The sequence below is a fragment of the Terrisporobacter petrolearius genome, assembly GCF_020748185.1.
GTDB lineage: Bacteria > Bacillota > Clostridia > Peptostreptococcales > Peptostreptococcaceae > Terrisporobacter > Terrisporobacter petrolearius.
In genome coordinates this window covers 135,990-159,741 of the sequence record NZ_JAHZMO010000001.1, presented here as the reverse complement: position 1 = coordinate 159,741, position 23,752 = coordinate 135,990, and the positions used below count along the sequence as shown (strand labels likewise).

Below are 23,752 nucleotides of genomic sequence, written 5' to 3'. Positions count from 1 at the left end.
CTTATATTTACTATTTATTTGAATTCCACCAAATCTTATTTTGCAAATACCATTCTATTGTTTCTATTATTCCATTTTCAAAGGTATATCTAGGCTTCCATCCTAATTCATCTTTTAATTTGCTAGAATCTATTGCATATCTTAAGTCATGTCCAGCCCTATCTTTCACATAAGCAATAAGTTCTTCAGATTTACCTAATGTTTTTAATATACACTTTACAACTTCCAGATTTGTTTTTTCACTATTCCCACCAATATTGTATACTTCTCCTATTCTCCCTTTATGCAAAATTAAATCTATGGCTTCACAATGATCATTTACATGTAACCAATCTCTTATATTCATCCCACTTCCATATAAAGGTATTTTTTCATTATTTAAAGCTTTTGTAACACTTAAAGGTATAAGTTTTTCACAATTCTGGTATGGTCCATAATTATTAGAGCATCTAGAAATCGTTGTATGCATATTATACGTTTTATTATATGAATTCACTATAAAATCCGCTGATGCCTTAGATGCAGAATAAGGAGAGCTTGGATTTAGAGGTGTATTTTCTGTAAATAGCAATTCCTTTTTATCTAATGGCAGTTGACCGTAAACTTCGTCAGTAGATACTTGATGATATCTTTTTACCCCATGTATTCTGCATGCTTCTAATAAAATTTGAGTACCTACTATATTTGTTTGCATGAATACACTTGGATTGCTTATGGATTTATCTACGTGAGATTCTGCAGCAAAATTTATAACCATTTCAAAATTTTCTTTTTCAAATAATCTTAGTATAAATTCGCTGTCACTTATGTCTCCTTTTACAAATTTATAATTTTTTTTGTATTCTAAATCTTTTAAACTATTAAGATTACCCGCATATGTTAATAAATCTAAATTAACTATATTATAATCTTCATATTTATTTATCATATATCTAATAAAATTGCTACCTATAAAACCTGCTCCACCTGTTATCAAAATTTTTTTCATTTTAACTCCTTTTATACTTTTATAATTCTTTGTTGTTTAATATAAATCATAGTTTGATTTTTATTTCTATAACATGTTAGTCATAAAAATACTAAACTTATTATATAAAATAACAAGTTTAGTATTTTTAATATTTTATTAAGTCAACTAGATATTGACCATATTCAGTTTTCATTAGTGGCTTTGCTAAATCTAATAATTGTCTATTATCTATATATCCTTTTCTAAACGAAATCTCTTCTATACAAGATATGTATAGTCCCTGCCTAGTTTGTATTGCTTCTACAAAATTAGATGCTTCTAATAAGCCTCTATGTGTACCCGTATCAAACCATGCAGTTCCTCTGCCTAATATCATAACATTAAGTTTATTTCTTTTTAAATACTCTTCATTTATAGATGTTATTTCTAACTCTCCTCTTTGTGAAGGTAATATATTTTTTGCTATTTCTATTACATCATTGTCAAAAAAATACAGCCCCGGGACAGCATAATTAGACTTTGGTGATTCTGGCTTTTCTATTATAGATAATACATTGTAATTTTCATCAAATTCTACAACTCCAAAATCCTTAGGATTATTCACATGATAACCAAATATGGTCGCCCCTTTACTTTCTGCTGCTTTTTGTAACACTCCACTAAGCCCTGCTCCATAAAATATATTATCTCCTAATACTAATGCTACTTTGTCAAAACCTATAAATTCCTCTGCAATTATAAACGCCTCTGCAATTCCTTTTGGCTTTTGTTGAATTTTATATTTTATGCTTATTCCCAAATGACTTCCATCTCCAAATACACCTTTAAATAAATCTATATCATTTGGTGTTGAAATGATTAATATATCTTTTATTCCAGCTAACATTAATACTGATAATGGATAATATATCATTGGTTTATCATACACTGGCAATAGTTGTTTTGATATTGCCTTTGTCAAAGGATATAATCTAGTTCCTGACCCTCCAGCCAATATAATTTCCTTCATTTCCTTTTCTCCTATACTATATACAATACAAAAATTTAATAACTAACTTTTTCAAAGATGTAAATTTATTAACATTATTCAATATTGTCATTATACTGATGTTATATATCCTCTAAGAATTTTCTTTCTGCTTAGTCTTTACACATTATTTATATCTCCATTTGACTTAATTTACTTAATAAAGTTAGATTGAAATATATACCCACATGTACACCCTGGACACAGTCTTCTTAGCATTTTATCAATATTTTCTAAGTATTTTTCTCCATTTAAAATATTCATTATCTCATCTTTTCTTATATTACCTATAGGTTCTAATGCCCAACATCCACTATAAACATTTCCATTACTTCCAATATATAAATCCGTATACCCCAAAGGGCATTCACCTATTATTGGTTCTTTTTTCAGGTATTTATTTATATACTTTATTGAATTGTCAGTTAATAATACTGGTTTATTACCTAACTTCCACTCATTCAAATTATGCACAATTTCATCTATATTTTCATTAGATATTGCAAATTCATCTTTAGGTGTATTTTCAAAAATAGGAATAGAATCATCTGGTAATTCTATGTATAATTTTAATTTTAATTCTTCACAATATTTAATCATATCCTCTATAGCATTAACTGTTTCGTTTGTAAATAACATACCAACTTTAACATAAATATCCTTATAGTTCGATATATTACTCAATATACTTAAGGCTCTTCTAATATCCTTTTCACTATCTTTAACACCTGTAAATTGAGAGTGATTACCTATGCCATGGTATGATATGGTAAATCGATTTACACCATTTTCAATTAATTTCAATGCATCTTCTTCTTTTTTTATAAACGTTCCATTTGTTGTTATTGACACATTTTCACAATGCTTCTTAGCGAAAGATACAATCTCAAGTATATCCTTTCTTAATGTAGGTTCCCCTCCTGTAAAAGCTATATTACAAATTTTTCTTTCACTACATACATTTGATATAATATCAAAGATCTCCTGTGTCGTAAGCTCCTTTTCATCTTTAATATTATAACTATTACACATTTTACATCTTTGATTACACTTTTTAGTTAATTGTATATTTAACCTGCACATGCTTAATTCATTTAAGTTCATATTACTCCTCCATACTAATATCTTTGCTGTCTTTGATACTATGAATATTACTTTTCTTAATTATTTCTACTATCTTATCTATATCTATATTTCTCAAACTATCATATAATGGTAAACATAGTATTCTCTCTGATATATCTTCTGAATTATGCATTACTTCATCACAATGAATATAGTTTAATTTATTTAATGATGGATAAAAGTATCTTCTAGGAAATATTCCTTCCTTATTCATATTTTTCAGAGTTGTTACCATTGTTTCACTATCTTTAAATACTATAGGTAAATAAGAATAATTTATATCTGAGCTTTTATTTAATTCTTGAAAACTAATATAATCATTATTTTTTAATTTTCCTACATAGTATTCATATTTTTGTTTTCTTTTCTCTATAATATGATCTATATCTGATAACACGCATAATCCCATTGCTGCTTGGAATTCATTCATCTTAGCATTTATACCAATTTCTAGTATCTCTCCATTTTTAGAAAATCCAAAATTAATCATTTGTTTGGCTTTTTCATATAATTTGTCATCATTTATTACTAGAGCGCCACCTTCTATTGTATGGAATAATTTTGTACTATGAAAACTTATTGTTGATATATCTCCATAGTTTAATATACTTTTATTTTTATACTTTACTCCAAAACAATGGGATGCATCATATACAACTTTAAGATTGTATTTTTGGGATATGCTTTCTATCTTTTCGATATTACATGCATTTCCATACACATGAACTGGAGCTATTCCTGTTGTATGTTCATTTATTTTTTCCTCTATTTTATCAGCATCAATATTATAATTATTTTCATTTATATCTACAAAAACTGGTGTTAACCCCTCCCAAACTATAGAACTAGTTGTAGCTACAAAGGAAAAAGGTGTAGTTATTACCTCTTTTTCTAAACCTAGAAGCTTATACGCGATACTAAGTGCCATTGTTCCATTCGCTACCAATATCATATTTTTTACGCCCAAATATTCTTTTAATTCAATTTCTAATTTTTGAACTAAATCTCCGTTATTAGTGAGCCAGCCCGTTTCATAAATTTTATCTATATACTCTTTATATTTATTTATATCTGGTAAATAAGTTTTTGTAACAGGTATCATATATCTCTCTCCTAGATGTTTTTACATAATATAAATATTGGTCTTTTATAAAACTCACTATTATTACATATATCATATTTTTCTATATATTTATCTAGTAATTTTAGGTCGTAAGTATTAAGCTTATCAATACTTATACCATATTCCAATAAAGATTTATATTGTTTATCATTGTTAGCTGCATATGCTACATCTACAATGTTCCATCCTGTTTCCCTAATTAAATGAAGATGATAATCAAACATTTCTTTAATTTCATTTGGACTTACTATAGGATTTAACTTATTTCCACCATGGTTATATCCCATTTGAAAAATTAATACTCTACATTTATTCCTCAATTTTTCCAAATATTGTTTTGCATATTGTTTAAAGTTTATATTATTAACACCTAAATCTACATCAAAATCTACACCTGCATGATGTATTACGTTTAACAACATGTATATATCTAATTCTTTTAAATCATCTACTTTCTCTAAATTGACACCTTCATTAATAATTTGTATATTTTTTAAATCGAAATTTTCTTTAATCGTACTTATAAAGTCTACATGATTTTTATTTATTTCATAAGATATCACTTTTTTATTCTTCATTTCATTTGCCAAAGATAGTGAAAAATAACCCGTATTAGCCCCTATATCCCCTATTGAATTGTAGTTTATATTTTTTAAAAACTTCTCTATGTACTTTAATCTTGTTTCATCTCCTCTCCAGTTTTCATCTAACTGTACCTTATATCCAATTCTCTCAGATACAAATTGGGGTATATTTTGATATACACTGTGCTTTGATCCATCTTCATAAAGACTTCTTAATTCTTTTATATCCACCTTTTTCTCCTTATTCATTTCCATATTATATATTTCTTTCGTATCTGTTCTATTATATATGTCATATTTTCTATATTCAGTTTTATCATCTTGTTTGAACTCACCGTAATAAACTAAATTTCTATCTTCTTTTTCTAATTGGCTTATTCCACCTTCCCAAAAATATAGTGCATTATAATTAACATCTTTTTTATCTATATTCACGTTAAATCCTAACTCTTTTATAAACAATTCAAATAAATTCACATTTGAATCTATAAATAATTGTGAAGGTCCCCATAACCTAGGATTAGCTTCTATCATATAAAATTTATTATTATACTTTTTTAGTTCTACCATAACTAAACCTTTATATGATATATTCTCAAATAAATTTATAAACTTATTCCCTATATCTTCTAAGTGTATTTTTGATGTTCTTGCTGCAATTATAGATTTACCTCCATCTTGCTGAAGTATATTCTTTTGAGAAAAAGATACTACTTTTGCATTTTGAGAGAAATAATATAATAAATAATATGATTCTCCTTGCACAAACTCTTGAATATATATATCGGCTAAATCTATTTTATTTAGAGCTTCTTCAAGCTCTGATTTATCTTTTATTATTATAGGTGATATTATTTTTTTATTTCTACAAAAATACTTTTTAGGTTTAACGACAATAGGAAATTGTTCTACATCTTTACTATTAATTTCTCTAGGGATATTAATTCCATTCTTAATACATAATTCACCAAAACTATATTTATCAGAAATTAAATTATATAAGTTTTGTTCTACTAGTGGTATCTCAAAACCCATATTTTCTAATGTAGTTCTATTTTTTAATATAAATCTATTTATGTACTCAGAACTAGGTAATATAACAATTTCATTGTAATCATCAATTATCTCTCTTATATTTTTGAATAGTTCTAAATCAAAAGAACTATTTTTTCTTTTATATACAATATTTCTTTTGTATGTGGTATGTTGTATTGTATCATTAAATGCACTTACCATCTTATATGGTATATTATACTGATGACACACTCTACAAAAAGATATTACAGCTCTTTGATTATATCCAGAAAAAATAAGTATACACTTTCTATTCTCTCTCATATTCCATCCTTTTCATTACCTTCCTCGTATTTAAAATTTAATTTCTTTAGCTGCCACATATAGTGCTATTTTTTCTTCATCTCTTAGCATGTTATAAAATTTCTTAAATTTACCACTTGTCATCTTGTCAATTCTTCCATTTTCCATAAGTATGCTGCACCCATAAAATATCACATCTTTTAAATTATTTTCTTTTCTAGTTTCTATTTCTTTATTGTACTTATAATCTGTATATTCGTTTATTGCATCAAGCATTTTAGATATTTTTTTAAAATGATTTATTCTTTTGGGTGAAAAATATACTCTATTGCTCCAAGATCCAGGTACATTAACTCTATACACAGACATTACATCATCTATGTAGTAAACATCGCCTTTGCTTGCGAGAAAAATTTGTAAAGGATAATCTCCTACAGGAGCATCAAAATACCATTTAGGAGGATTATCCAGTGCTTCTTTACGATATACAATAGAATTAGTTCCTATAAACATCCCTCCCCCTAATATAAACTCTCTTGTATCTATATAGGAATTAGAATTACTAGGTCTAATTATATCTGTAATCTTTTCACTTTGGGTATCTATTCTAGCTACTGCGTGAGTACACAAAGTACAATTTGGATTAGACTCCATATAATCTATTTGCTTTTGTAATTTATACGGGTCTGACCAATAATCATCGCCTTCGCATATGGCTATATATTTTCCATTAGATCTTGTATGGTTAAATGAGTAGTTTATCTTTGTCACTCCCTTTGACCATTGATTTTCTTTCTGTAGTAGCGGTTTAACTATATTAGGATATTCTTTCTCATATTTTTTTATAATTTTTTGTGTAGAATCTGTTGATGCATCATCATGTATTAAAATTTCATATTTAAAATTTGTTTTTTGCATAAGAAAACTTTGTATAGCTTTTTCTATATACGTTTCATGATTATATGTTATACAATTAATACTTACCTTTATTTCCTGTTCCATTAGACGCCTTCCTTTGCTTATATGTTTTTGTCTTTGGTTATATAATCCTTTAAACACTCAAATATATTGTCAAATATATCACTATTATTCAAATCAAATGTAGTGTCTTCTTCTAAACACTTCATTGACTCCTCATAAGCACTGTAATATTTTTTATAATCCTTATTATTACTAGCATACATCAAATATGATATATTTCTATTAACTAAAGCTGATTTAGATAACTTAGTATTTTCCTTTAACATTTTAATATATTTATCAAAAGCTACAACATATCTATTTAATTCAAAATTATAAAAAGCTAATTTGTAATCTGCATTGTCATTAGACATTTGTTCTACAAATTTATAATTTTTAATAACCATATTAATTACAAATTCAATCAATTCATACTCTTCTATAGAGTTCAAATAAAGCAATTCACACTTATATACATCTTCATAATAATCACTTTGTATAGCTACAGATATTAAATTCATATAGTCCTTTATTCTACTTAGTAACGTTATATACAACTGATATATCTCTTCAGTATTATATTTTTTATATATATTTTTTATAATTTTTATGCAATTTTGTATATTTCCACTTTCTGATGCTATCAAATATAATGATCTTATATATTCGTCCTCTATATTTTCCAAACAATACTTAATATTATAATTTATTGACTCAAAATCAATTTTTTCATAATTCTTTAATATATAATCTAATGCACCTATTTCACCAATTCTACCGTCTGTTAAATATACATTTTCTCTTTCTTCTATTATCTTTTTTGAGTTATATATATTTATGTCCCTAGCTATTATCAAGTCTGCATTATTACAAGCTTCTTTTTCAACAAACATATCTATACCATGATTTGAATAGTTACTTTTATCTACGTAATAGTTTTTGCTTGGAAAATATAATATTTTAGCTTCATCTTTAACATTGTGTACTATGGATGATTTTCTTATATCACTATACAGTACTATAGGATTTTCATTTGTTTTTGTTAAGTAATTTAATGTCTGTTTAATTCTAATAGGGTTGACTTCATAAATCTTTATTCCATCTTTTTCATATATATTTTCAGATGTAATATCATCATTTTCAACTACTGTTACTACGCTATTTCCAAGATTACTTAGTTCTTTTAATATAGTTTTATCTTCATCTAGCATAATTATTGTTGATGTATTAGGGTTTAATTCTTTTCTCATAGAATTAACTACTTTATAAATTTCATTTTTTAGATTTTCATCATCCGTAGTTAATATACAATTCTCATAATAGTCTATAGCTTGTTTCTTATCTCCTAAAAGTGTATATAAATATCCCATATTATATAATAAGTCTACATTTGAACTATCTAATTCTAATCCTCGTTGAAAGTTTTTCAAAGCTTGATTTAAGTTATCATTTAAACTAATTATTCCTGCCATTGAATATATGCTAACGTCATATTTATAATAATATATATACATATCCAATAGTTTCTTAGCTTCAGGTATACAATTATTCTCTATTAAAGTTTGTATTTTTGCTTTCAAATATTTACTATAAAATTTTGTATCTAAGTAATTCCAAATTCTTTCACTTGCTTTTCCATCTAAATATTTATGATAAACTTTTCTTAATTCACATCTTCTTTCTAAGTAATAGTTTTTATCATCTAAACTAGTTTTTATTTCTTTGAGCAATTCTTCTTGATATTGAACTTTAGGCCCAGCAGTCCAAAAATCATATGGTTCTAAAGCAAGCCCTCTATTTTTAGAAAATTCATCTATATCTGTATTTATAAATACTGTAGGTTTATTCATAAATAAGAAATCCCCATATATAGAAGAGTAATCAGTCAATAGTAAATCTCCTGCATTCAATATTTCATATAAATCTAAATTAAATTTCCCTAAATCTTCATTTGAAACAGTATATATATTTTTAAATCTGTTGGATCTATTCTTGCATAAAGTTTTTTCTTCTCCATGGTGAACTTTTAGTATACAAATATAATTGTTTTCACCTAAAAACTCATCAAATTTATCATAATCAAATTCTTTAATTTTAATAAAGCTATTTAAATCTTTATCTCCATCAACTCTTCCACTATTTTCATGAACTGTAAATGTAGGCATATTAAATATTACTTTTTTATTATCAAGTTTTATATTTAATATTTTTTCTAGATTTTTTCTTCCTTTACTATTCAATAAAAAATCCGTTCTTGGAATACCCGATATGAAGAATTTGTCCTTTGCGACATGAGTAAATGATGCAAACAGAGTCATGTCTAATTGAGAACTAACACAATAAGTATCTACATTTTTATATTGTTCAGGCATAAAAGCAAACCCAGGCATATTATCCATTACTCCACAAGATTTAAAAGGAACTGCTCCATGACCAACTTCTATATTGTGCATTAATTCAGGACAAGGATAAGATAAGAATAATCCATGACCTGATACACTATATTTAGCCATAAGAGGTACTATTGCCATATTTTTTATATTAAGGTCATCACTACCTCTTAACAATAAAGTATTAAATTTACCTTTGATTTTTTCAGGTATATTTTTATATAGCGCATATACATTTGAATCACTTTCATTAAGATAATGAAATACTATAGTGGACTCTCTATCAACATTTTTTATTTCATCAAATGTTTTTTCTTCTATTTTTATTAAGTGCAATTCTCCTGAGTATTTAATAAGTACAGAAAAACTTGATATATCATATTCAATTAAAGTATTAATAGCTTTTATATAATTTTTATTCAAAGGTACTATAATACTACCATCTTCATTTGCTAAGGAGCATTCTTTAAAATATAGTAGATGAATGCATTCATTATTAGACATTACCATATCATCTACTATATAACATAAATTTTCTTTTTTATTTGATAAAACATCTTGTATATAATTTATATTCTCCCTACTTTGCAATAAATCTAAATCATTCAATATATTATTTATCATCATTGCAGAAAGAGATTCTTTAACTTCACAAAGCATTTCACAGTATTTATCATACAAGTCTTGATTTTGTAAATAATTAGATAGCGTTATAGCACTGGATATGGCATACGTGTTTTTACTATTTAAATTTATTGCTTTTTCACAACAAAGCAACGCTATATCATATTCTGATATAAGTATGCAAAGCTCTGCTCTTAATGTCCAGTATGTTGAATTATTTTTATATTCATTTTCACACTTGCTCATTAAGTTAAATGCATCTTCTATATTGTTCTTCTTTAAATATGTATGTATTTCTTTTAACATTTAAACTTCTCCTACCCATTCTTAAGCATATACTTTAACCTATTAAAGATTTAATTTTTTCATTAGCTTCTAAAAGCATACTCTCATCTTCACTAGTCTCTATTATTTTATTGTAAAACATAATAGCTTCTTTGTTTTCATGTTTTACTTCTTTCAAATAAGCTATATTAAAAATCGTATTTATATTTGTAAAATCTAAGATAAATGATTTTTTTAATAATCTTTCTGCCTCTTTATAATTATTATTTAATAAACATAATATAGATCTCATGTTTAATATATCAATATCTTCTGAATACATATTTTCATATTCATTTATCATAATTAATGCATTCTTTATATCTCCTGAATTTATGCTATTTTCTATAAGTAATTTATACTGTATCTTAAGTTTTTTAATTTCTTCACCTTCATTAATATTTTTGCTAAACTTATCAATAAGAATTTCTATTCCTTTTTTATACTTTTCATTATCTAAAATTAGCTTTCTTATTTCTTGTATATATTTTAATGGTTCTTTATCTTTTAGCTTTTGTGCTAAATTAATTTTAATTACAAACTCATCTTCTTTATCTTGTAATAACCTTATAAGCTCCTCATCTGATAAACTAGGATTATATATTTCTTTTATAAAATTATATCTATAGGTTATATACATATAAAATAATTTCTCATGCTTTTCATTATCAAAACTTCCATCTTCTAGTAACACCTTCAATAAACAACTATATACATTAAGTTTATTTAAACTTAATGTATTAGGTTCATCTAAAATCCAGTTATATAATTGTAGTAAACAATCTCTATTACTGTAAATTACATGATTAAAATAATTTTGCATATATAAATAACTTACATTTTGTAGTAATTCTAATATATCTAGGTTATTATTAAGAGCATAATAAATAACATCACCATAGTATGCTTGTTTTCCACTTGATAATAATTCATTTAATTCTTTTATTGTAAATTTCTCTCCTAGCCTTACTTTATTTAATAAACCATAGTCATTTTCTATATTTGATATAACTTGGTATATTTTAATTTTGTCTATTTCTTTAACTTTTAATATTGTTTTTTCTAAACTAGATTCTATATATTTCGTATCTACCATTGACGATATTTTCTTATTATAAATATTTAATATTTCCTTTATTTTATCTGTCTTATATAAACTTTCAAATAAAATATCATATATATCTTTCATTTCATCAAAATCTATATTTTTATATTTTTCAATCACTTGTTCATATTGTTCTAAATAGTAATAATTTTTAAGTATATTTTTTTGTGCATATTCTTTTAATCCAACTGTAATCCCATCAGCATATATACTATTTGCTTGTGTTGATATGTCATAATTATCTACTAAATATATATATCTTTCATAGCTATTTAAACTTTCTTCATATTTGTATAAAAAGCTTTGACTAATTGACAGGAAATAATATATATCAATATTTTTATCATCCTTTTTTTGTAAATATTCCATGCAAACTTTTTCACATTTACCAAATTGTTTTAATTCAACATAAAATTTTGCTAAATTAGAATAAGCATATAGTGGTATATTTTCCCACTCATTGTATAAACTCATAGATTTTTCCATATAAGACAATGCTTCTTCTTTTTTATTTATTGCCATAAAATTTTTACCTAATTGAAAATTTATATATGGATCATTAGGATTTTCTTCTAATTCTTTTAATAAAATTTTTTCATTTCTTTTAAGTTTTTTTTGTTTAAATTCTTCATCTACATATAAATATCCATAATGATTAAATACTGCTATGTTATTATATACAGGTTCTTTATACATAGGTTGTTCGTGTATTGCACCCTCATACCTAAAACCTTCTTTTTTAAATAGCCTTAGATTTGCTGATTTACTATAAGATTTTCCATCTTCCGAGTTTATATTTTTTAACTCTATTGCTGCTGAGTTATATTTTTCATGTAAATATGTTTTGAAAAAATCAATCATTTTTTCACATTCTATAAGCTCTTCATCTGCATCTAAAATAAGTACCCATTCACCATTAGCATAACTTATTGATTTATTCCTCATGTCACCAAAGTTATCATTCCACGATGCAAAATAAATTTTATCAGTGTATAATTTAGCTATTTCCACACTTTTATCTATAGATCCTGTATCAAGTATTATTAATTCACTTTCAACTTTTTCTCTTATTTTATTTAATGCATTTAATGTTTTATCTAAAAATTTTTCTTCATTTTTTATCATCAATACTATACTTAGTAACATATTATTCTTCCTTTCAAGCTAATTAACTTTAAAAATAAAGAGTAAAGCATATGCTTTACCCTCTTAGTTTTAAAGTTAATTCAAATTTAATTATCTTAATAATTGAGTTACTTGTTCTGGTTGTTGCTTAGCTTGAGCTACCATAGCTTGAGAAGCTTGAGTTAATATGTTGAACTTAGATAACTTAACCATTTCTTTAGCTACATCTACATCTCTTATTCTTGATTCTGCTGCAGATAAGTTTTCTGTTGATGTTGTTAAATTTGAAGAAGTATACTCTAATCTATTTTGTACTGCTCCTAATTTAGCTCTTGATTCATTTATTTTTGCTAAGTCTTTAGTTGCTTCATCAACTACTGTTGCTGCTGCTGCTGTTGTAGATACATCTGAAGTTACGTTAGTATTTAATGTTCCTACTGCAAACGTTCTTGTTTCAGTATTTGCTCCAGCTTGTATTGTTACTGTAGTATCTGTAAATACTTCAGTATTGTTAAACTTAGTATCTGAACCTATTTTACCTATTTCTTCTTTTAATTGACCTAATTCTACTGATATTTTATCTCTATCAGCTTTTTCTAATGTTGAGTTACCAGCTTGTACCCCTAACTCTCTCATTCTTTGAACTATATTTCCTGCTTCTTCTAATGCACCTTCTGCAGTTTGTACCATAGACACACCATCTTGTACGTTTCTATCAGCTTGTTCCATACCTCTTATTTGAGATCTCATTTTTTCTGATATAGCTAGTCCTGCAGCATCATCTCCAGCTTTAGTTATTCTTAAACCTGTAGATAATTTTTCCATAGAATTTCCTGCTAAAGCAGTGTTTTTTGCCATTTGATTTGTTGATATCATAGCATTTAAATTAGTGTTTATTCTCATTTTTATACTCTCCCTAGTTTTTACGACATCCTTGTCTTATTTTTTTATACAAATACTTGGCCAAGTATTGTTTACACTATATTTATCCGGCATACTTTTAAAATACTTTATACTTTTTTATTAAAAATATTTAAATTTTTGTTATTGTAATTCATATAGGAGTTATTAACTTGCTTTGACAGTCTATATTCTTTTATTTCTTGCTTTACTTTTGACATACTATCTTTTAAAAGTTCTTCTATCTTTCTATCTATGTCAATAATTCCTTCATTAATTAACTTAAACTTAAATTCATTATTATCAATTTGCTTGTCTAGTATTTCTTGCCTTTTATTTAATAATTCTTCTATTATATATATCTCTTCATTTTCTAATGATTCAACAATTTGTAATGATATTTCTTTATATAAACTAATTTTTTCTGCCATATTACATTCCCCCAAATTTACATTTGTGCGAAATAATTCATTTGAGAATTAAATTTATTCATATTTGACTCTAATAGTCCAAACTTCTTGTATAAATCATTTTCTTTATTATTCATTTTTCTTTGTAACTCTTTTATAGCATCTGCTTGTTTTTTTAATTGTTCTGAATAAAAATTATTCGTTGCTGATGCAGTTTTATCAAGACCAGCTTTTTTAGCAAAAATAGATGACGAGTTACCTACATACTTACCTATGGTACTTTTCATATTTTCCATAACACTAGAACTTCCTTTTGCAAGCATATCATATACTTTATCCGAATTATTTTCTAATGTTTTTATAAATTTAGTCTCATCTAAAGATATTTGGCCTCTTTTGTTATAGTTTTCGTGAGATTTCAATCCCATTTCATTAAGAATTTGCATATTATCTCCAAATATAGATTTTTGCATATCATCCATGAATTTTCTCATATCAGAATCATTTCTAAGCAAACCTTTTTTAGCCTTTTCTTCCCATTTTTTTATCTCATCTTCATCCATATCTTTTTTTTGAGATTCAGTCAACGGAGGGTATTCTCTATTAGGTTTTTGGATTAAAGTATCATATACCTTGTCCATTATTTTGTTATAGTCTTCTACAAAGGCTTTCATCTTATCCACTACAGGCTGCACATCTTGTTTTGAAGTAATCTCTACTGTCTCACCTGCTTGTGTAATGCCATGTAGATTATAAGTAATACCATCTATAGCAAATGAGTTTCCTGAATTTACTAATTCCTTACTGAATTTATCATCTAGAGAAGAAACTTTTACTTCAGAATCAGTTCCTAAAAATTTACCACTCTTTGCATCTTTCCCACTTAATTCCAAAAAATCTAGTGCATCGCTTGATGTTTTGCCATCTGACCCTACAATTGTAAATCCATTGTTTGAACCAGTTTTTGTAGACTCTATTGTAAATGCTCCTGTCATTTCACTATAAGATGCTTTTATGTTACCATCACTAGCGTTATTTATTTTTTTTATTAAAGTATCTATTGTATCAGCTGGTTCTTCAACTATTTTTATAGGTTGACCGCTTTCATCTAATTTGTTATTTCCATCTTTATCTTTTTCATATACAAAATTACCTTTTTCATCAACTTTATATTTATCTTCTGTTCTTATAGTTATTTTACTACTTACTTCATTATCCTTATCTCCATAACGTATAGAAAATTCAGTAGTTCCTACACCAAGGCCTAAATCTTTCAACTCACTATTTTTTTCAATTTTTCCACCTTTAGCAGTTGTTGAGCTTGCTTTTCCTGAGGTAGCAAGTTTACTTACTTCAAACTTATAATTTACTGTATTGGCTCCTGCACTCCCTGTTGCAGTTATCACATTTGAATTAGAACTATTTATATTTAATGTGTTCCAAGCGCTACTAATCAATATAGAGTCTTTAGATGTGAAGCTAAAATATTTATCATTAAAACCTTTTACGTCATTTATAACTTCTCTATAAATTTCTTGTTGCCACTTTAAAGTTTGCTCTTTTTGCTTAGCTTTGTCTATTTTATTTTGTTCTCCAGTAAGCATTTCTTTTACCATCGTTTCAGTATCCATACCTGTTGCTAAACCAGGTAATCTTATTCCACTTACACTTGACATAGAATCGCCTCCTATTTTCCTGTTTTTATCTTTTTATCCACTTCATACCACATATCACGCACGTCTTCTATTATAGGTAATAAACTATCGATTATTTTCACATCTTTTTTTATATTTGCTCTTCCCAGTTCATTTTTTATAAAATCATATAAATTATATAACTCTTCCATATACTTGCCAGAACTTTTATCCATTGTAACCATTAATTCCAGAAATATATCTTGAACACGAATCAATTCCTTATGAGCTCTAACTATGTCTTTTTCTTGTATTGCTGTTTTTGCTATTTTTGTATATTTAACAGCACCATCTAATAGCATCAATAGTAATTTTTCCTTTGATGCCATGTTTACTGAATTTTGCTTGTATGTATTATACGGGTTTGATGTATACATAAATATTCCTTCCTTACTTTAACAACTTTAATATTTCATCTGTATTTGCAACTGCTTTAGCATTTTCTTTTCTTACATTTTCATATACTTCTTTCCTAAGTATAATTTTATCCTTTGGGGCATCTATTGCAATTTTTACACTTCCGTCATCTATTTTGACTATTTTTATTTCAATATCATCACCAATCAATAAAGATTCTTCCTTTTTCCTAGTAATTACTAACATCATCCCACTCCTTATACTAAAGGTTCTTTTATGTTATATTTATCATCTTGCAATATTAATTGCTTACCTTTGTTATTTTTTATATTTATAATAACAGGAGCTTTTAAATTAACTGTACTTTTTTCTAAAGTTTTTCCTAGAGTTATTAAACTTAATACTAATACATCCTTTGGACTATCTATTTGTAATTCTTTTATTACATCGTCACTTAAGTTTAATTCATAATCCTTTTTGATTTCAAAAGGAGATATAGCTATAAATCCAATATTTGAATCTTCTATAGATATTATCTGCTTAAATTTTTCATTGCTTTCAACTTGATTTATTTCAAATTCTCTATATTTTTCAAGTCCTGGTATTCCCTTTTCAAAAAATATTTGCATAGATTCCTCCAACATTTTATAGATAATCTAATATAGTAGGTTGCATTAATGTAGTCCCTACTTTTATAGATGCTTGATATACTAATTCAGCTGATTTTAACTCTATAAATTTCTCAACTTGATTTACGTCTTGGTCTAGAGATAATACGCCCTTCATATTTAGTATGTTTTCTTCATTAAGTCCCTTTACTTTTTCAGCTGTATTTACTCTAACACCTAAAGAAGTTCTTTCATCTAGTGCATGATTATACAAATTATCTATATTATCCTTAGTCGTTCCTAATAATTCTTTTTTTGCTTTGCTTTTTTCATCATCAGTTCCGTTTGCTATTTTATCCATAAGTTTAGACACATTATTAATTTCTTCAAGAAAATCTATTGATGAACCATTATTATCTTTTCCATTAAAAATCTCACCAGCTGATATATTATAATCTATATTTATACCATCAGATATATCAGCTCTTAGATCACCCATATTTGAATTTGGATTGATTTTTAGAGTAATTACACCATTTTTATCTTCCATTATTAAAGGTGGCTCATCTACATTAGTCCCACCAAACATATATTTTCCACCATAAGTAGTATTCATTACATCGGCAATTTCTTTTATTTTTTCATTCACTTCAGCCTGAATAGCCTTAAACTCTTCATCAGAATACACACCATTTCCAACCTTTAATATATCCTCTTTTATATCTCCAAGCATATTCCCTAAATGCTCTAAAGATCCATCAGTTGTATTCATCCAACCTACAGTTTCATCTATATTATAGTTATATTTTTCTGTATATCTTATTTCATTATTTAAGTTCATTATCCTTATAGCTTTATGTGGATCATCAGAAACTCTATTTATCATTTTACTAGAATTTATCTGCTCATTTATTTTACTCATTCTAGTTAAATTTTCTTGAGTATCATACATGTGATTTTTTATCATTGAAGTATTTGTTATTCTCATATTTACCCCCCTACCTCTTTAGACCATTTATAACTACATCTAAAAGACTATCTATAGTAGATACCACCTTGGCACTAGCACTATATGCATGTTGAAATTGTATTAAATTTACCATTTCTTCATCCAGAGATACTCCTGATGTATTTAATCTTGTATTATCTATTTCTTTAATTATTTTACTTTGATTACGTTCTTGTCTTATTATTTCTTGTGATTCATTACCTAGTTTTTGTATCATTTGGTTGTAAAATTTATCTATAGTAGTTGTTTCCCCTCCTATAGTTATTTTTTCATCCTTTAATTTATACATTGCTAAGGCTGTTTCTGTTGAAATTTCAAAATCTCTAGGATTATCTGATAAATTTTTATTTACACTTAATATTGGATCTTTATCGGCGTCAAATATAAATAAGTCAGATGGTTTAGCACCTCCATCTGAAAGGACTTTATTAACACCTTCAGCTATGCCCTTTGCTAAGTCTTTTAAACTTGTCGTATATTCATTTATTTTTTCTATCATATCTAAAGAACCTTGTATTTCTCCTGAAACATCACCCAAAGCTTTTATATCATCTACAGTTAGCGGTGTAAAATTACCACTTGCATCATGTGTATTTTCCAAAAGCTGTTTAACATCATCATTATTTATATCTAGCTTCATACTTAAATCATCTAAAACCTTATCTCTTTCATCCATCAAGTCGTTAGGTGTTTTACCACTACCTTCAACTATTTTTATCTGTTTATCTAATTCTTTTAGTTGCTCAAGCATCTTGTTTACTTCTTCAACATCTTCGTTTAACTTCTTATCAGCTTGTTGTGCCAAACTATCTAGTTTTTTCTTTATGTTACTAATATTATCAGCAAGATACTTAGTATTTTGAACCATAATATCCTTAGAACCTACATCTGTAGGGTTCTTTGATAATTCTTGCCAACTAGAAAAAAAGTTGGCTATTGATGCTGAAATCGACGTATCTGAAGGCTCATTAAATATAGTTTCCATATTAGTATAATATTGATATTTAGTACTTACTTCTCCATAGTTATGAGATTCGCTTCTATACTGATAATCATAAAAAGTATTTCTTATCCTCATAATATTAGTAGCCTCTACACCTGTCCCTAATTGACCTGCTCCAAGACTACTATTAAATCCCGGGTTACTATAAGCACTTTTTGCGCTTTGTTCAACTCTTTGCCTAGTATACCCAGGTGTATTCATATTGTTAATATTGTGGGATGTAGTCTGTATAGATGCCTGACTTACATTCATTCCCGATTTAGCTGAGTATAAACTCCCTAATAATCCAGCCATATATATCCCCCTATCTTATTTACCTACTTGCCCATAAGCATTATATGTACCTATCCCTTTGTTAGGTTTAATGCAATTTATCATTTTTTGGGTAAAGAATAATCTTTGCTTTATAAGTATTTCATTTGCTTCTTTTTGGATTTCTATCATCTTTAAGGTAGCTTGTATTTCTTCATAAGCTTGCTTTATTTTTTCATCATCACTATCATCAACAACTTCTTTCATACTAGATTCACTACCCATAATATTTCTTCTTTTTATTTCTATTCTCGCTAAGTTTTTTGCTGATTCATCTAATTCTTTCGCAATTTTATCCATTTTTATAACATCTTTATCTATTATAAGGTTATACTGTTCATCTAAAAGAGTTAATAAATTTTTAATAATATTTTTTTCTTCAAATATTACTACTTTTAACTGTGAATTCAATTATTATCACCTTCCATCTTTTCTATTATTTTTTTTGCTAAAGCTTTTGAATCTACTGAATATGTTCCATTTTCAATTCGTTTTTTTATATCATTGACTTTTTCCATATTTACATCTTCTTTGCTTATATTTACTTCATTTAAATATTTTCCTAAATCTGATATTTGTACTGAATCTGATTTATTATTTTTATTATTTATGTTTTCAACTCCTAATTTTTTAGTTTTATAAACATTATCTATATTTGTAAACTTAATACTATTAATTTTCATAGTGCACCTCCTTGTATTAACTAAATATCTTGATTTACACTTTTAATCTGAGAAAGCCTAACTGCTAATTTATTTTCTATAATTATACTCTCTCCACTTGCTATCATTTTTCCGTTGACATTTATATCAAGTGTTTCTTCAACATGCTTATCAAGCACTATTATGTCTCCCACTTTATAGTTTGCAATTTTACCAATTTTTTCTTTAGCACTTCCCATAGATATGGTTATATCCATAAGTGCACCGAATATTTGGTTAGCACTATCGGTTGGTATTTTTTCACCTTCTACTAATTGTTCAAATTCTACTGAATAAATATTATTCATATGCCCTCCTATAAATACATATCGACTAAAAGCCCATTTATCTCGTCTATTTTTGTGGCCAAGTCTATATTATCTTTCTGATCGTACAATAATTCTTTAGTAATACTTTCTAATTTTTCATCTACTATTCTTACTGTTTTGAAATAATTTCCATCCCAAAAACTAGAATCTTGATTTAAACTATACATATAATCCACAACTGACTTTAAATATGACTTAATAGCCCTTTTATAATTCACCACATCGCTATAGTTTTGATTTGCTACCACTTTTTCGCCAATTGATTTTATTTCTTTCATATACAATTCAATTTCTTCTTTACTTTTAAATCTATTCTCCAGATTAAAACTATCATTAAAGCTACTTTTTTGTTTATTTCCTCTATTTTCTATAGTATTAATATTCCTATTTATACCTACCTGTTCTACTTTCATATTTATCCTCTATATTATAAATATTTTAATTATCCTTTATAGTACTTCATTACTTTTGGTACATAGTTTTGAGTTTCCCTTGGCATTTTATATAAATCATTGATGGATTTAACTCCTCTGCTAGCCATTCTTCCCGGTCCACCATTGTAAGCCATCAGCGCCATCTGTTCATCTCCACCATACATATCTAGATATTCTTTTATATGTCTTGTTCCACCGTCTATATTTTGTTCAATATTAAATGGATCTTTAACTCCTAAGTCAGTACAGTTAAATGGCATTAGCTGCATTAATCCTTTTGCACCAGCACCAGACACACAGTTAGGATTAAAATTAGATTCAACTTTTATTATTGATTTAATCAAATTCTCATTTACCCCGTACTTCTTAGCACATTTTTCCACTGCATTTTCTATTCTTTCATTTACACTTTTATCTTTGTTAGTTGCTTGTATTTTATTTGAATTTTGACTACTATTTAATGTTTCTAATCCTGATATATTGCCAAGATTTTTATTGTTTAGGTTTATATTTATATTTTGTGAATTAGTTGTAGAGATTGCTTTTAACAAACTTATCATTACCATGTCAAAAGAATTACTACTAGATTCACAACTACATTTATTTAAACCAGTCAAAGAACTACTTAGCTGGTATTTTAATAAGTCAATGCTATTAATCATATATTCTCCTCAACCTTTTTATTTTTATAATACGTCAATTTCTAAATTATCTTTATACAATAAATTATTTTTTTATTTAGGTTTAGTATTTTAATTATAAATAAAAATGAGCTATTTACTAATTTTTTAATAGCATAGCTCATTCATACTTTCTATTTGACCTAAACTTCTTTAATAAGACCTTTTTTGTAAGCAATTATTAACATCTTTAAATCATTTACTTCTTGCTGTATTTTCATTCCATCATAAGTATCTCTTACAAACATTCTATTTACTCTATTTTCCACAATTATTGACGTGGATAATATATCTTTTTCATTAAATATAGAGTCTTCTGCTGATGAGAATGGCTCATGTGATACTAATTGCATCATTTGTGAGTTATATATTAAAGTATATCCTGCTATTCCTGTTTTACCTTGGTAAGCTCTAGAAAAACCACCATCAATAGCTAAAATTCTTCCACCTGCTTTTAATGGACTTTCACCATTTTTACTCTTAACGGGCACATGGCCATTGATTATGTGACCGCTTTCAAAATCTAAATCAAACTCATCAAAGATCCTCTTTAATATTTCATCTTCTTCCCTTAAAGTATAATATGGATTTTTATTTTCTCTTTGAGCTTCTTTTTCCTCTATAAAATATCTTTCATACGTGGTCATATCATCTTTTCCAAATAATGATGAGCATTTGCCTGTCCATAAATACCACATCATATCTTTTCCATATTCTTTTTCTGGATGATTTTTATCAAAGAAATATCCTTTTCTAATATAAGATTCCATCTTGTCCATTAATGCTTTTCCTTTATATTCATGATTGTCAATTTTCATAGACATAAAGTCACCATCATTAGTTAAAGGTATACACCCGTGAACAAGTAAATTGCCATTAGTTTTTAAATAAATGCTGCCTTTTGAGAATAGAAATCCTACGTGTTTTTGAAGTTTGTCACTATTTTCAAAAGATGTAGCCAACTTCTCTATAACAATTTCTTCTCTTTGTGTTAGTTTATAAGGATCTTTTGGGTCTATTGTTGGGAAGTTTATGTCTTTTAATTTGTAAGTTTTACCCTTTAGTTCTATTGTTCCCTCTTTGTAATTTACCTTGTTTAATAATAACCTATGATCCATTTCAAACTCTGGTCTTCTTTTAATTATTTCTGCTTCTAATTTAAATTGAATTATACTAATTGCTTTGTGCATTTTTGCCATTAATGATTTTTCAGTTATAGAAGCCTCATCATCACTCATCTTAGGTATAAATTCTGTACATGGATCATCTTTGTATACTTCTAGGGCAAACGTTGCTAAAGGTAATATATTAATACCATAAATATCTTCTACTATATCTAAATTAGCATATCTTGCAGATATTCTTATGGCATTGGCTACACATAGTTTTTGTCCTGATGCAGCTCCCATCCATAATATATCATGGTTTCCCCACTGTATATCCACATTGTGGTAATTCATCAAAGTATCCATAATAATATCAGGTCTTGGTCCCCTATCATAAATATCTCCAACTATATGTAATCTATCTATAACAAGTTTTTGTATTGCCTTAGAAACTTCTATTATAAATACTCTTGCTCTGTCTATTTCAATAATATAATCTACTATACTTTTATAATATTCATCTTTATGAGGACTCGTTGAGTCTGGATGTAATAACTCCTCTATAATATATTTAAAATCTTCTGGAAGGAATTTTCTTACTTTTGATCTTGTATACTTGCTTGAAGCATATCTTAAAAGTTCAATTAATCTATGAATACTTATTCTATAAAAATCTTCTATTTCTTTTTGACTTTCTTGTTTTTCAATTAGATCTAGCTTTTGTTCCGGATAATATACAAGAGTGGCCAGTCTTCTTCGCTCGCTTTCTATCATAGAATTTCCAAATAGCTCTTCTATTTTTCTTTTTATTACTCCAGATGCATTTTTTAATACATGAACAAAAGGCTCATATTCCCCATGAATATCTGATAGAAAATGTTCTGTTCCCTTAGGAAGATTTAATATTGCTTTTAAATTTATAATTTCAGCACTCGCCTTAGATATGCTTGAGTATTGTTTAGATAATAATTTCAAATATTTAATCTGACTATTTAAATAATCATCTGAAACTTCATATATTTCTTTCATATAAAATTCCTCCCTATTAATTTTCTTACTCTAAATTATTATAACATATATTTTTATATTAATATTTCTTATAGCTACTCTTTATATTTTGTTCCAAATTACAATAATATATTTTTATGCAAATAAAAAATTCGCTTCGCTCATGTCGCCAACGAGATGCCTTCGCTATCGCTTCAGGCAACCCCGTTGCTCAAAAATACATTTTTTACATTCCCTAAATAACTTGATATAACTTGATTCCAGAGTTTATCAACAGCGTAAATTCAACTATAATTTCCTTAAATGTAAAAAAGAATGAGCTATCTCATTCTTTTTTAGGGAAGGTTAGATTTTTAAGAAATTATTGTTTATGGTTACACTGATTTGCAGATGAACACCCATTGCAACCACTAGAACATTTACATTCTCCACTTCTAGCATTCTTTATAAAGTTTTTGCACGTTAAAATCACTATCAATGCTGCTCCTATTCCGATTACGTAATTTATCATAATATCATTCCTTTAT

Annotated in this window: 23 protein-coding genes; all 23 read right to left on the bottom strand. The window is 26.8% G+C overall.

All coding sequences use genetic code 11. The annotated features are described in order from the left end of the window. Positions 1 to 10: 10 nt before the first annotated feature. Complete coding sequence (gene rfbB, locus K0040_RS00755) at positions 11 to 988, bottom strand: dTDP-glucose 4,6-dehydratase (protein WP_228107068.1); 978 nt, start codon at positions 986 to 988, stop codon at positions 11 to 13. 127 nt (positions 989 to 1,115) lie between these two features. Then, positions 1,116 to 1,979, bottom strand: a complete 864-nt coding sequence (gene rfbA / locus K0040_RS00750) for a glucose-1-phosphate thymidylyltransferase RfbA (protein ID WP_228107067.1) — start codon at positions 1,977 to 1,979, stop codon at positions 1,116 to 1,118. 171 nt (positions 1,980 to 2,150) lie between these two features. After that, positions 2,151 to 3,101 carry a radical SAM protein gene (locus K0040_RS00745; RefSeq protein WP_228107066.1) on the bottom strand — a complete coding sequence of 317 codons (951 nt, stop codon included), beginning with the start codon at positions 3,099 to 3,101 and terminating at the stop codon, positions 2,151 to 2,153. 1 nt (position 3,102) lies between these two features. Then, the gene (locus tag K0040_RS00740) at positions 3,103 to 4,224 is read right to left on the bottom strand and encodes a DegT/DnrJ/EryC1/StrS family aminotransferase (protein WP_228107065.1); all 1,122 of its coding nucleotides are present in this window, start codon (positions 4,222 to 4,224) and stop codon (positions 3,103 to 3,105) included. Positions 4,225 to 4,235: 11 nt separating this feature from the next. After that, entirely contained in the window at positions 4,236 to 6,167 is a 1,932-nt protein-coding gene (locus tag K0040_RS00735) for an ATP-grasp domain-containing protein (RefSeq protein WP_228107064.1), read from the bottom strand. A 30-nt stretch (positions 6,168 to 6,197) separates the two neighbouring features. Beyond that, positions 6,198 to 7,148: a glycosyltransferase gene (locus tag K0040_RS00730; RefSeq protein WP_228107063.1), complete on the bottom strand. Its 951-nt coding sequence runs from the start codon at positions 7,146 to 7,148 to the stop codon at positions 6,198 to 6,200. Positions 7,149 to 7,165: 17 nt separating this feature from the next. Beyond that, the gene (locus K0040_RS00725; RefSeq protein ID WP_228107062.1) at positions 7,166 to 10,426 is read right to left on the bottom strand and encodes a CDP-glycerol glycerophosphotransferase family protein; all 3,261 of its coding nucleotides are present in this window, start codon (positions 10,424 to 10,426) and stop codon (positions 7,166 to 7,168) included. Positions 10,427 to 10,460: 34 nt separating this feature from the next. Next, positions 10,461 to 12,695 carry a glycosyltransferase gene (locus K0040_RS00720; RefSeq protein ID WP_228107061.1) on the bottom strand — a complete coding sequence of 745 codons (2,235 nt, stop codon included), beginning with the start codon at positions 12,693 to 12,695 and terminating at the stop codon, positions 10,461 to 10,463. 90 nt (positions 12,696 to 12,785) lie between these two features. Further along, a complete protein-coding gene (locus K0040_RS00715; RefSeq protein WP_228107060.1) occupies positions 12,786 to 13,577 on the bottom strand; it encodes a flagellin N-terminal helical domain-containing protein in 792 nt (263 codons plus the stop codon). Positions 13,578 to 13,684: 107 nt separating this feature from the next. Then, positions 13,685 to 14,005, bottom strand: a complete 321-nt coding sequence (locus K0040_RS00710) for a flagellar protein FliT (protein WP_228107059.1) — start codon at positions 14,003 to 14,005, stop codon at positions 13,685 to 13,687. Between the two features lie 17 nt (positions 14,006 to 14,022). Beyond that, a complete protein-coding gene (gene fliD / locus K0040_RS00705; protein ID WP_228107058.1) occupies positions 14,023 to 15,660 on the bottom strand; it encodes a flagellar filament capping protein FliD in 1,638 nt (545 codons plus the stop codon). A gap of 11 nt (positions 15,661 to 15,671) precedes the next feature. After that, positions 15,672 to 16,055, bottom strand: coding sequence for a flagellar export chaperone FliS (gene fliS, locus K0040_RS00700; RefSeq protein ID WP_074918626.1), 384 nt, complete (start codon positions 16,053 to 16,055; stop codon positions 15,672 to 15,674). A gap of 13 nt (positions 16,056 to 16,068) precedes the next feature. Further along, complete coding sequence (gene csrA, locus K0040_RS00695; RefSeq protein WP_074918628.1) at positions 16,069 to 16,281, bottom strand: carbon storage regulator CsrA; 213 nt, start codon at positions 16,279 to 16,281, stop codon at positions 16,069 to 16,071. 11 nt (positions 16,282 to 16,292) lie between these two features. Beyond that, complete coding sequence (gene fliW, locus K0040_RS00690) at positions 16,293 to 16,664, bottom strand: flagellar assembly protein FliW (protein ID WP_074918630.1); 372 nt, start codon at positions 16,662 to 16,664, stop codon at positions 16,293 to 16,295. A gap of 16 nt (positions 16,665 to 16,680) precedes the next feature. Then, the gene (locus K0040_RS00685) at positions 16,681 to 17,631 is read right to left on the bottom strand and encodes a flagellin N-terminal helical domain-containing protein (protein ID WP_228107057.1); all 951 of its coding nucleotides are present in this window, start codon (positions 17,629 to 17,631) and stop codon (positions 16,681 to 16,683) included. 10 nt (positions 17,632 to 17,641) lie between these two features. Continuing rightward, positions 17,642 to 18,949 (bottom strand): flagellar hook-associated protein FlgK, encoded by a 1,308-nt coding sequence (gene flgK, locus K0040_RS00680; protein WP_228107056.1) that lies wholly within the window; start codon positions 18,947 to 18,949, stop codon positions 17,642 to 17,644. A 15-nt stretch (positions 18,950 to 18,964) separates the two neighbouring features. Beyond that, on the bottom strand, positions 18,965 to 19,378 hold the full coding sequence (locus K0040_RS00675; RefSeq protein ID WP_228107055.1) for a flagellar protein FlgN: 414 nt from the start codon (positions 19,376 to 19,378) through the stop codon (positions 18,965 to 18,967). Continuing rightward, positions 19,375 to 19,650 carry a flagellar biosynthesis anti-sigma factor FlgM gene (gene flgM, locus K0040_RS00670; protein ID WP_074918638.1) on the bottom strand — a complete coding sequence of 92 codons (276 nt, stop codon included), beginning with the start codon at positions 19,648 to 19,650 and terminating at the stop codon, positions 19,375 to 19,377. Before flgM ends, K0040_RS00675 begins: the two co-directional genes overlap by 4 nt. A gap of 20 nt (positions 19,651 to 19,670) precedes the next feature. Then, positions 19,671 to 19,976, bottom strand: coding sequence for a FliM/FliN family flagellar motor switch protein (locus K0040_RS00665; RefSeq protein WP_018589200.1), 306 nt, complete (start codon positions 19,974 to 19,976; stop codon positions 19,671 to 19,673). A gap of 8 nt (positions 19,977 to 19,984) precedes the next feature. Next, entirely contained in the window at positions 19,985 to 20,410 is a 426-nt protein-coding gene (locus K0040_RS00660) for a YaaR family protein (protein WP_228107054.1), read from the bottom strand. Positions 20,411 to 20,439: 29 nt separating this feature from the next. Then, the gene (locus K0040_RS00655; protein ID WP_228107053.1) at positions 20,440 to 21,093 is read right to left on the bottom strand and encodes a lytic transglycosylase domain-containing protein; all 654 of its coding nucleotides are present in this window, start codon (positions 21,091 to 21,093) and stop codon (positions 20,440 to 20,442) included. A gap of 161 nt (positions 21,094 to 21,254) precedes the next feature. Then, positions 21,255 to 23,246 carry a fructose-1,6-bisphosphatase gene (locus K0040_RS00650; RefSeq protein ID WP_228107052.1) on the bottom strand — a complete coding sequence of 664 codons (1,992 nt, stop codon included), beginning with the start codon at positions 23,244 to 23,246 and terminating at the stop codon, positions 21,255 to 21,257. Positions 23,247 to 23,586: 340 nt separating this feature from the next. After that, positions 23,587 to 23,736: a FeoB-associated Cys-rich membrane protein gene (locus K0040_RS00645; protein ID WP_228107051.1), complete on the bottom strand. Its 150-nt coding sequence runs from the start codon at positions 23,734 to 23,736 to the stop codon at positions 23,587 to 23,589. Positions 23,737 to 23,752 lie beyond the last annotated feature (16 nt).

What these genes read in the sequence shown, in the direction of transcription:
- K0040_RS00745 (WP_228107066.1), bottom strand. Translation starts at nt 3,101, where the DNA reads ATGAACTTAAATGAATTAAGCATGTGCAGGTTAAATATACAATTAACT.
- K0040_RS00685 (WP_228107057.1), bottom strand. Translation starts at nt 17,631, where the DNA reads ATGAGAATAACAAATACTTCAATGATAAAAAATCACATGTATGATACT.
- K0040_RS00715 (WP_228107060.1), bottom strand. Translation starts at nt 13,577, where the DNA reads ATGAGAATAAACACTAATTTAAATGCTATGATATCAACAAATCAAATG.
- fliS (WP_074918626.1), bottom strand. Translation starts at nt 16,055, where the DNA reads ATGTATACATCAAACCCGTATAATACATACAAGCAAAATTCAGTAAAC.
- K0040_RS00735 (WP_228107064.1), bottom strand. Translation starts at nt 6,167, where the DNA reads ATGAGAGAGAATAGAAAGTGTATACTTATTTTTTCTGGATATAATCAA.
- csrA (WP_074918628.1), bottom strand. Translation starts at nt 16,281, where the DNA reads ATGTTAGTAATTACTAGGAAAAAGGAAGAATCTTTATTGATTGGTGAT.
- rfbB (WP_228107068.1), bottom strand. Translation starts at nt 988, where the DNA reads ATGAAAAAAATTTTGATAACAGGTGGAGCAGGTTTTATAGGTAGCAAT.
- K0040_RS00710 (WP_228107059.1), bottom strand. Translation starts at nt 14,005, where the DNA reads ATGGCAGAAAAAATTAGTTTATATAAAGAAATATCATTACAAATTGTT.
- K0040_RS00655 (WP_228107053.1), bottom strand. Translation starts at nt 21,093, where the DNA reads ATGATTAATAGCATTGACTTATTAAAATACCAGCTAAGTAGTTCTTTG.
- rfbA (WP_228107067.1), bottom strand. Translation starts at nt 1,979, where the DNA reads ATGAAGGAAATTATATTGGCTGGAGGGTCAGGAACTAGATTATATCCT.
- flgM (WP_074918638.1), bottom strand. Translation starts at nt 19,650, where the DNA reads ATGAAAATTAATAGTATTAAGTTTACAAATATAGATAATGTTTATAAA.
- K0040_RS00665 (WP_018589200.1), bottom strand. Translation starts at nt 19,976, where the DNA reads ATGAATAATATTTATTCAGTAGAATTTGAACAATTAGTAGAAGGTGAA.
- K0040_RS00740 (WP_228107065.1), bottom strand. Translation starts at nt 4,224, where the DNA reads ATGATACCTGTTACAAAAACTTATTTACCAGATATAAATAAATATAAA.
- fliD (WP_228107058.1), bottom strand. Translation starts at nt 15,660, where the DNA reads ATGTCAAGTGTAAGTGGAATAAGATTACCTGGTTTAGCAACAGGTATG.
- K0040_RS00720 (WP_228107061.1), bottom strand. Translation starts at nt 12,695, where the DNA reads ATGTTACTAAGTATAGTATTGATGATAAAAAATGAAGAAAAATTTTTA.
- K0040_RS00730 (WP_228107063.1), bottom strand. Translation starts at nt 7,148, where the DNA reads ATGGAACAGGAAATAAAGGTAAGTATTAATTGTATAACATATAATCAT.
- K0040_RS00660 (WP_228107054.1), bottom strand. Translation starts at nt 20,410, where the DNA reads ATGAAAGTAGAACAGGTAGGTATAAATAGGAATATTAATACTATAGAA.
- fliW (WP_074918630.1), bottom strand. Translation starts at nt 16,664, where the DNA reads ATGCAAATATTTTTTGAAAAGGGAATACCAGGACTTGAAAAATATAGA.
- K0040_RS00645 (WP_228107051.1), bottom strand. Translation starts at nt 23,736, where the DNA reads ATGATAAATTACGTAATCGGAATAGGAGCAGCATTGATAGTGATTTTA.
- K0040_RS00725 (WP_228107062.1), bottom strand. Translation starts at nt 10,426, where the DNA reads ATGTTAAAAGAAATACATACATATTTAAAGAAGAACAATATAGAAGAT.
- flgK (WP_228107056.1), bottom strand. Translation starts at nt 18,949, where the DNA reads ATGGCTGGATTATTAGGGAGTTTATACTCAGCTAAATCGGGAATGAAT.
- K0040_RS00650 (WP_228107052.1), bottom strand. Translation starts at nt 23,246, where the DNA reads ATGAAAGAAATATATGAAGTTTCAGATGATTATTTAAATAGTCAGATT.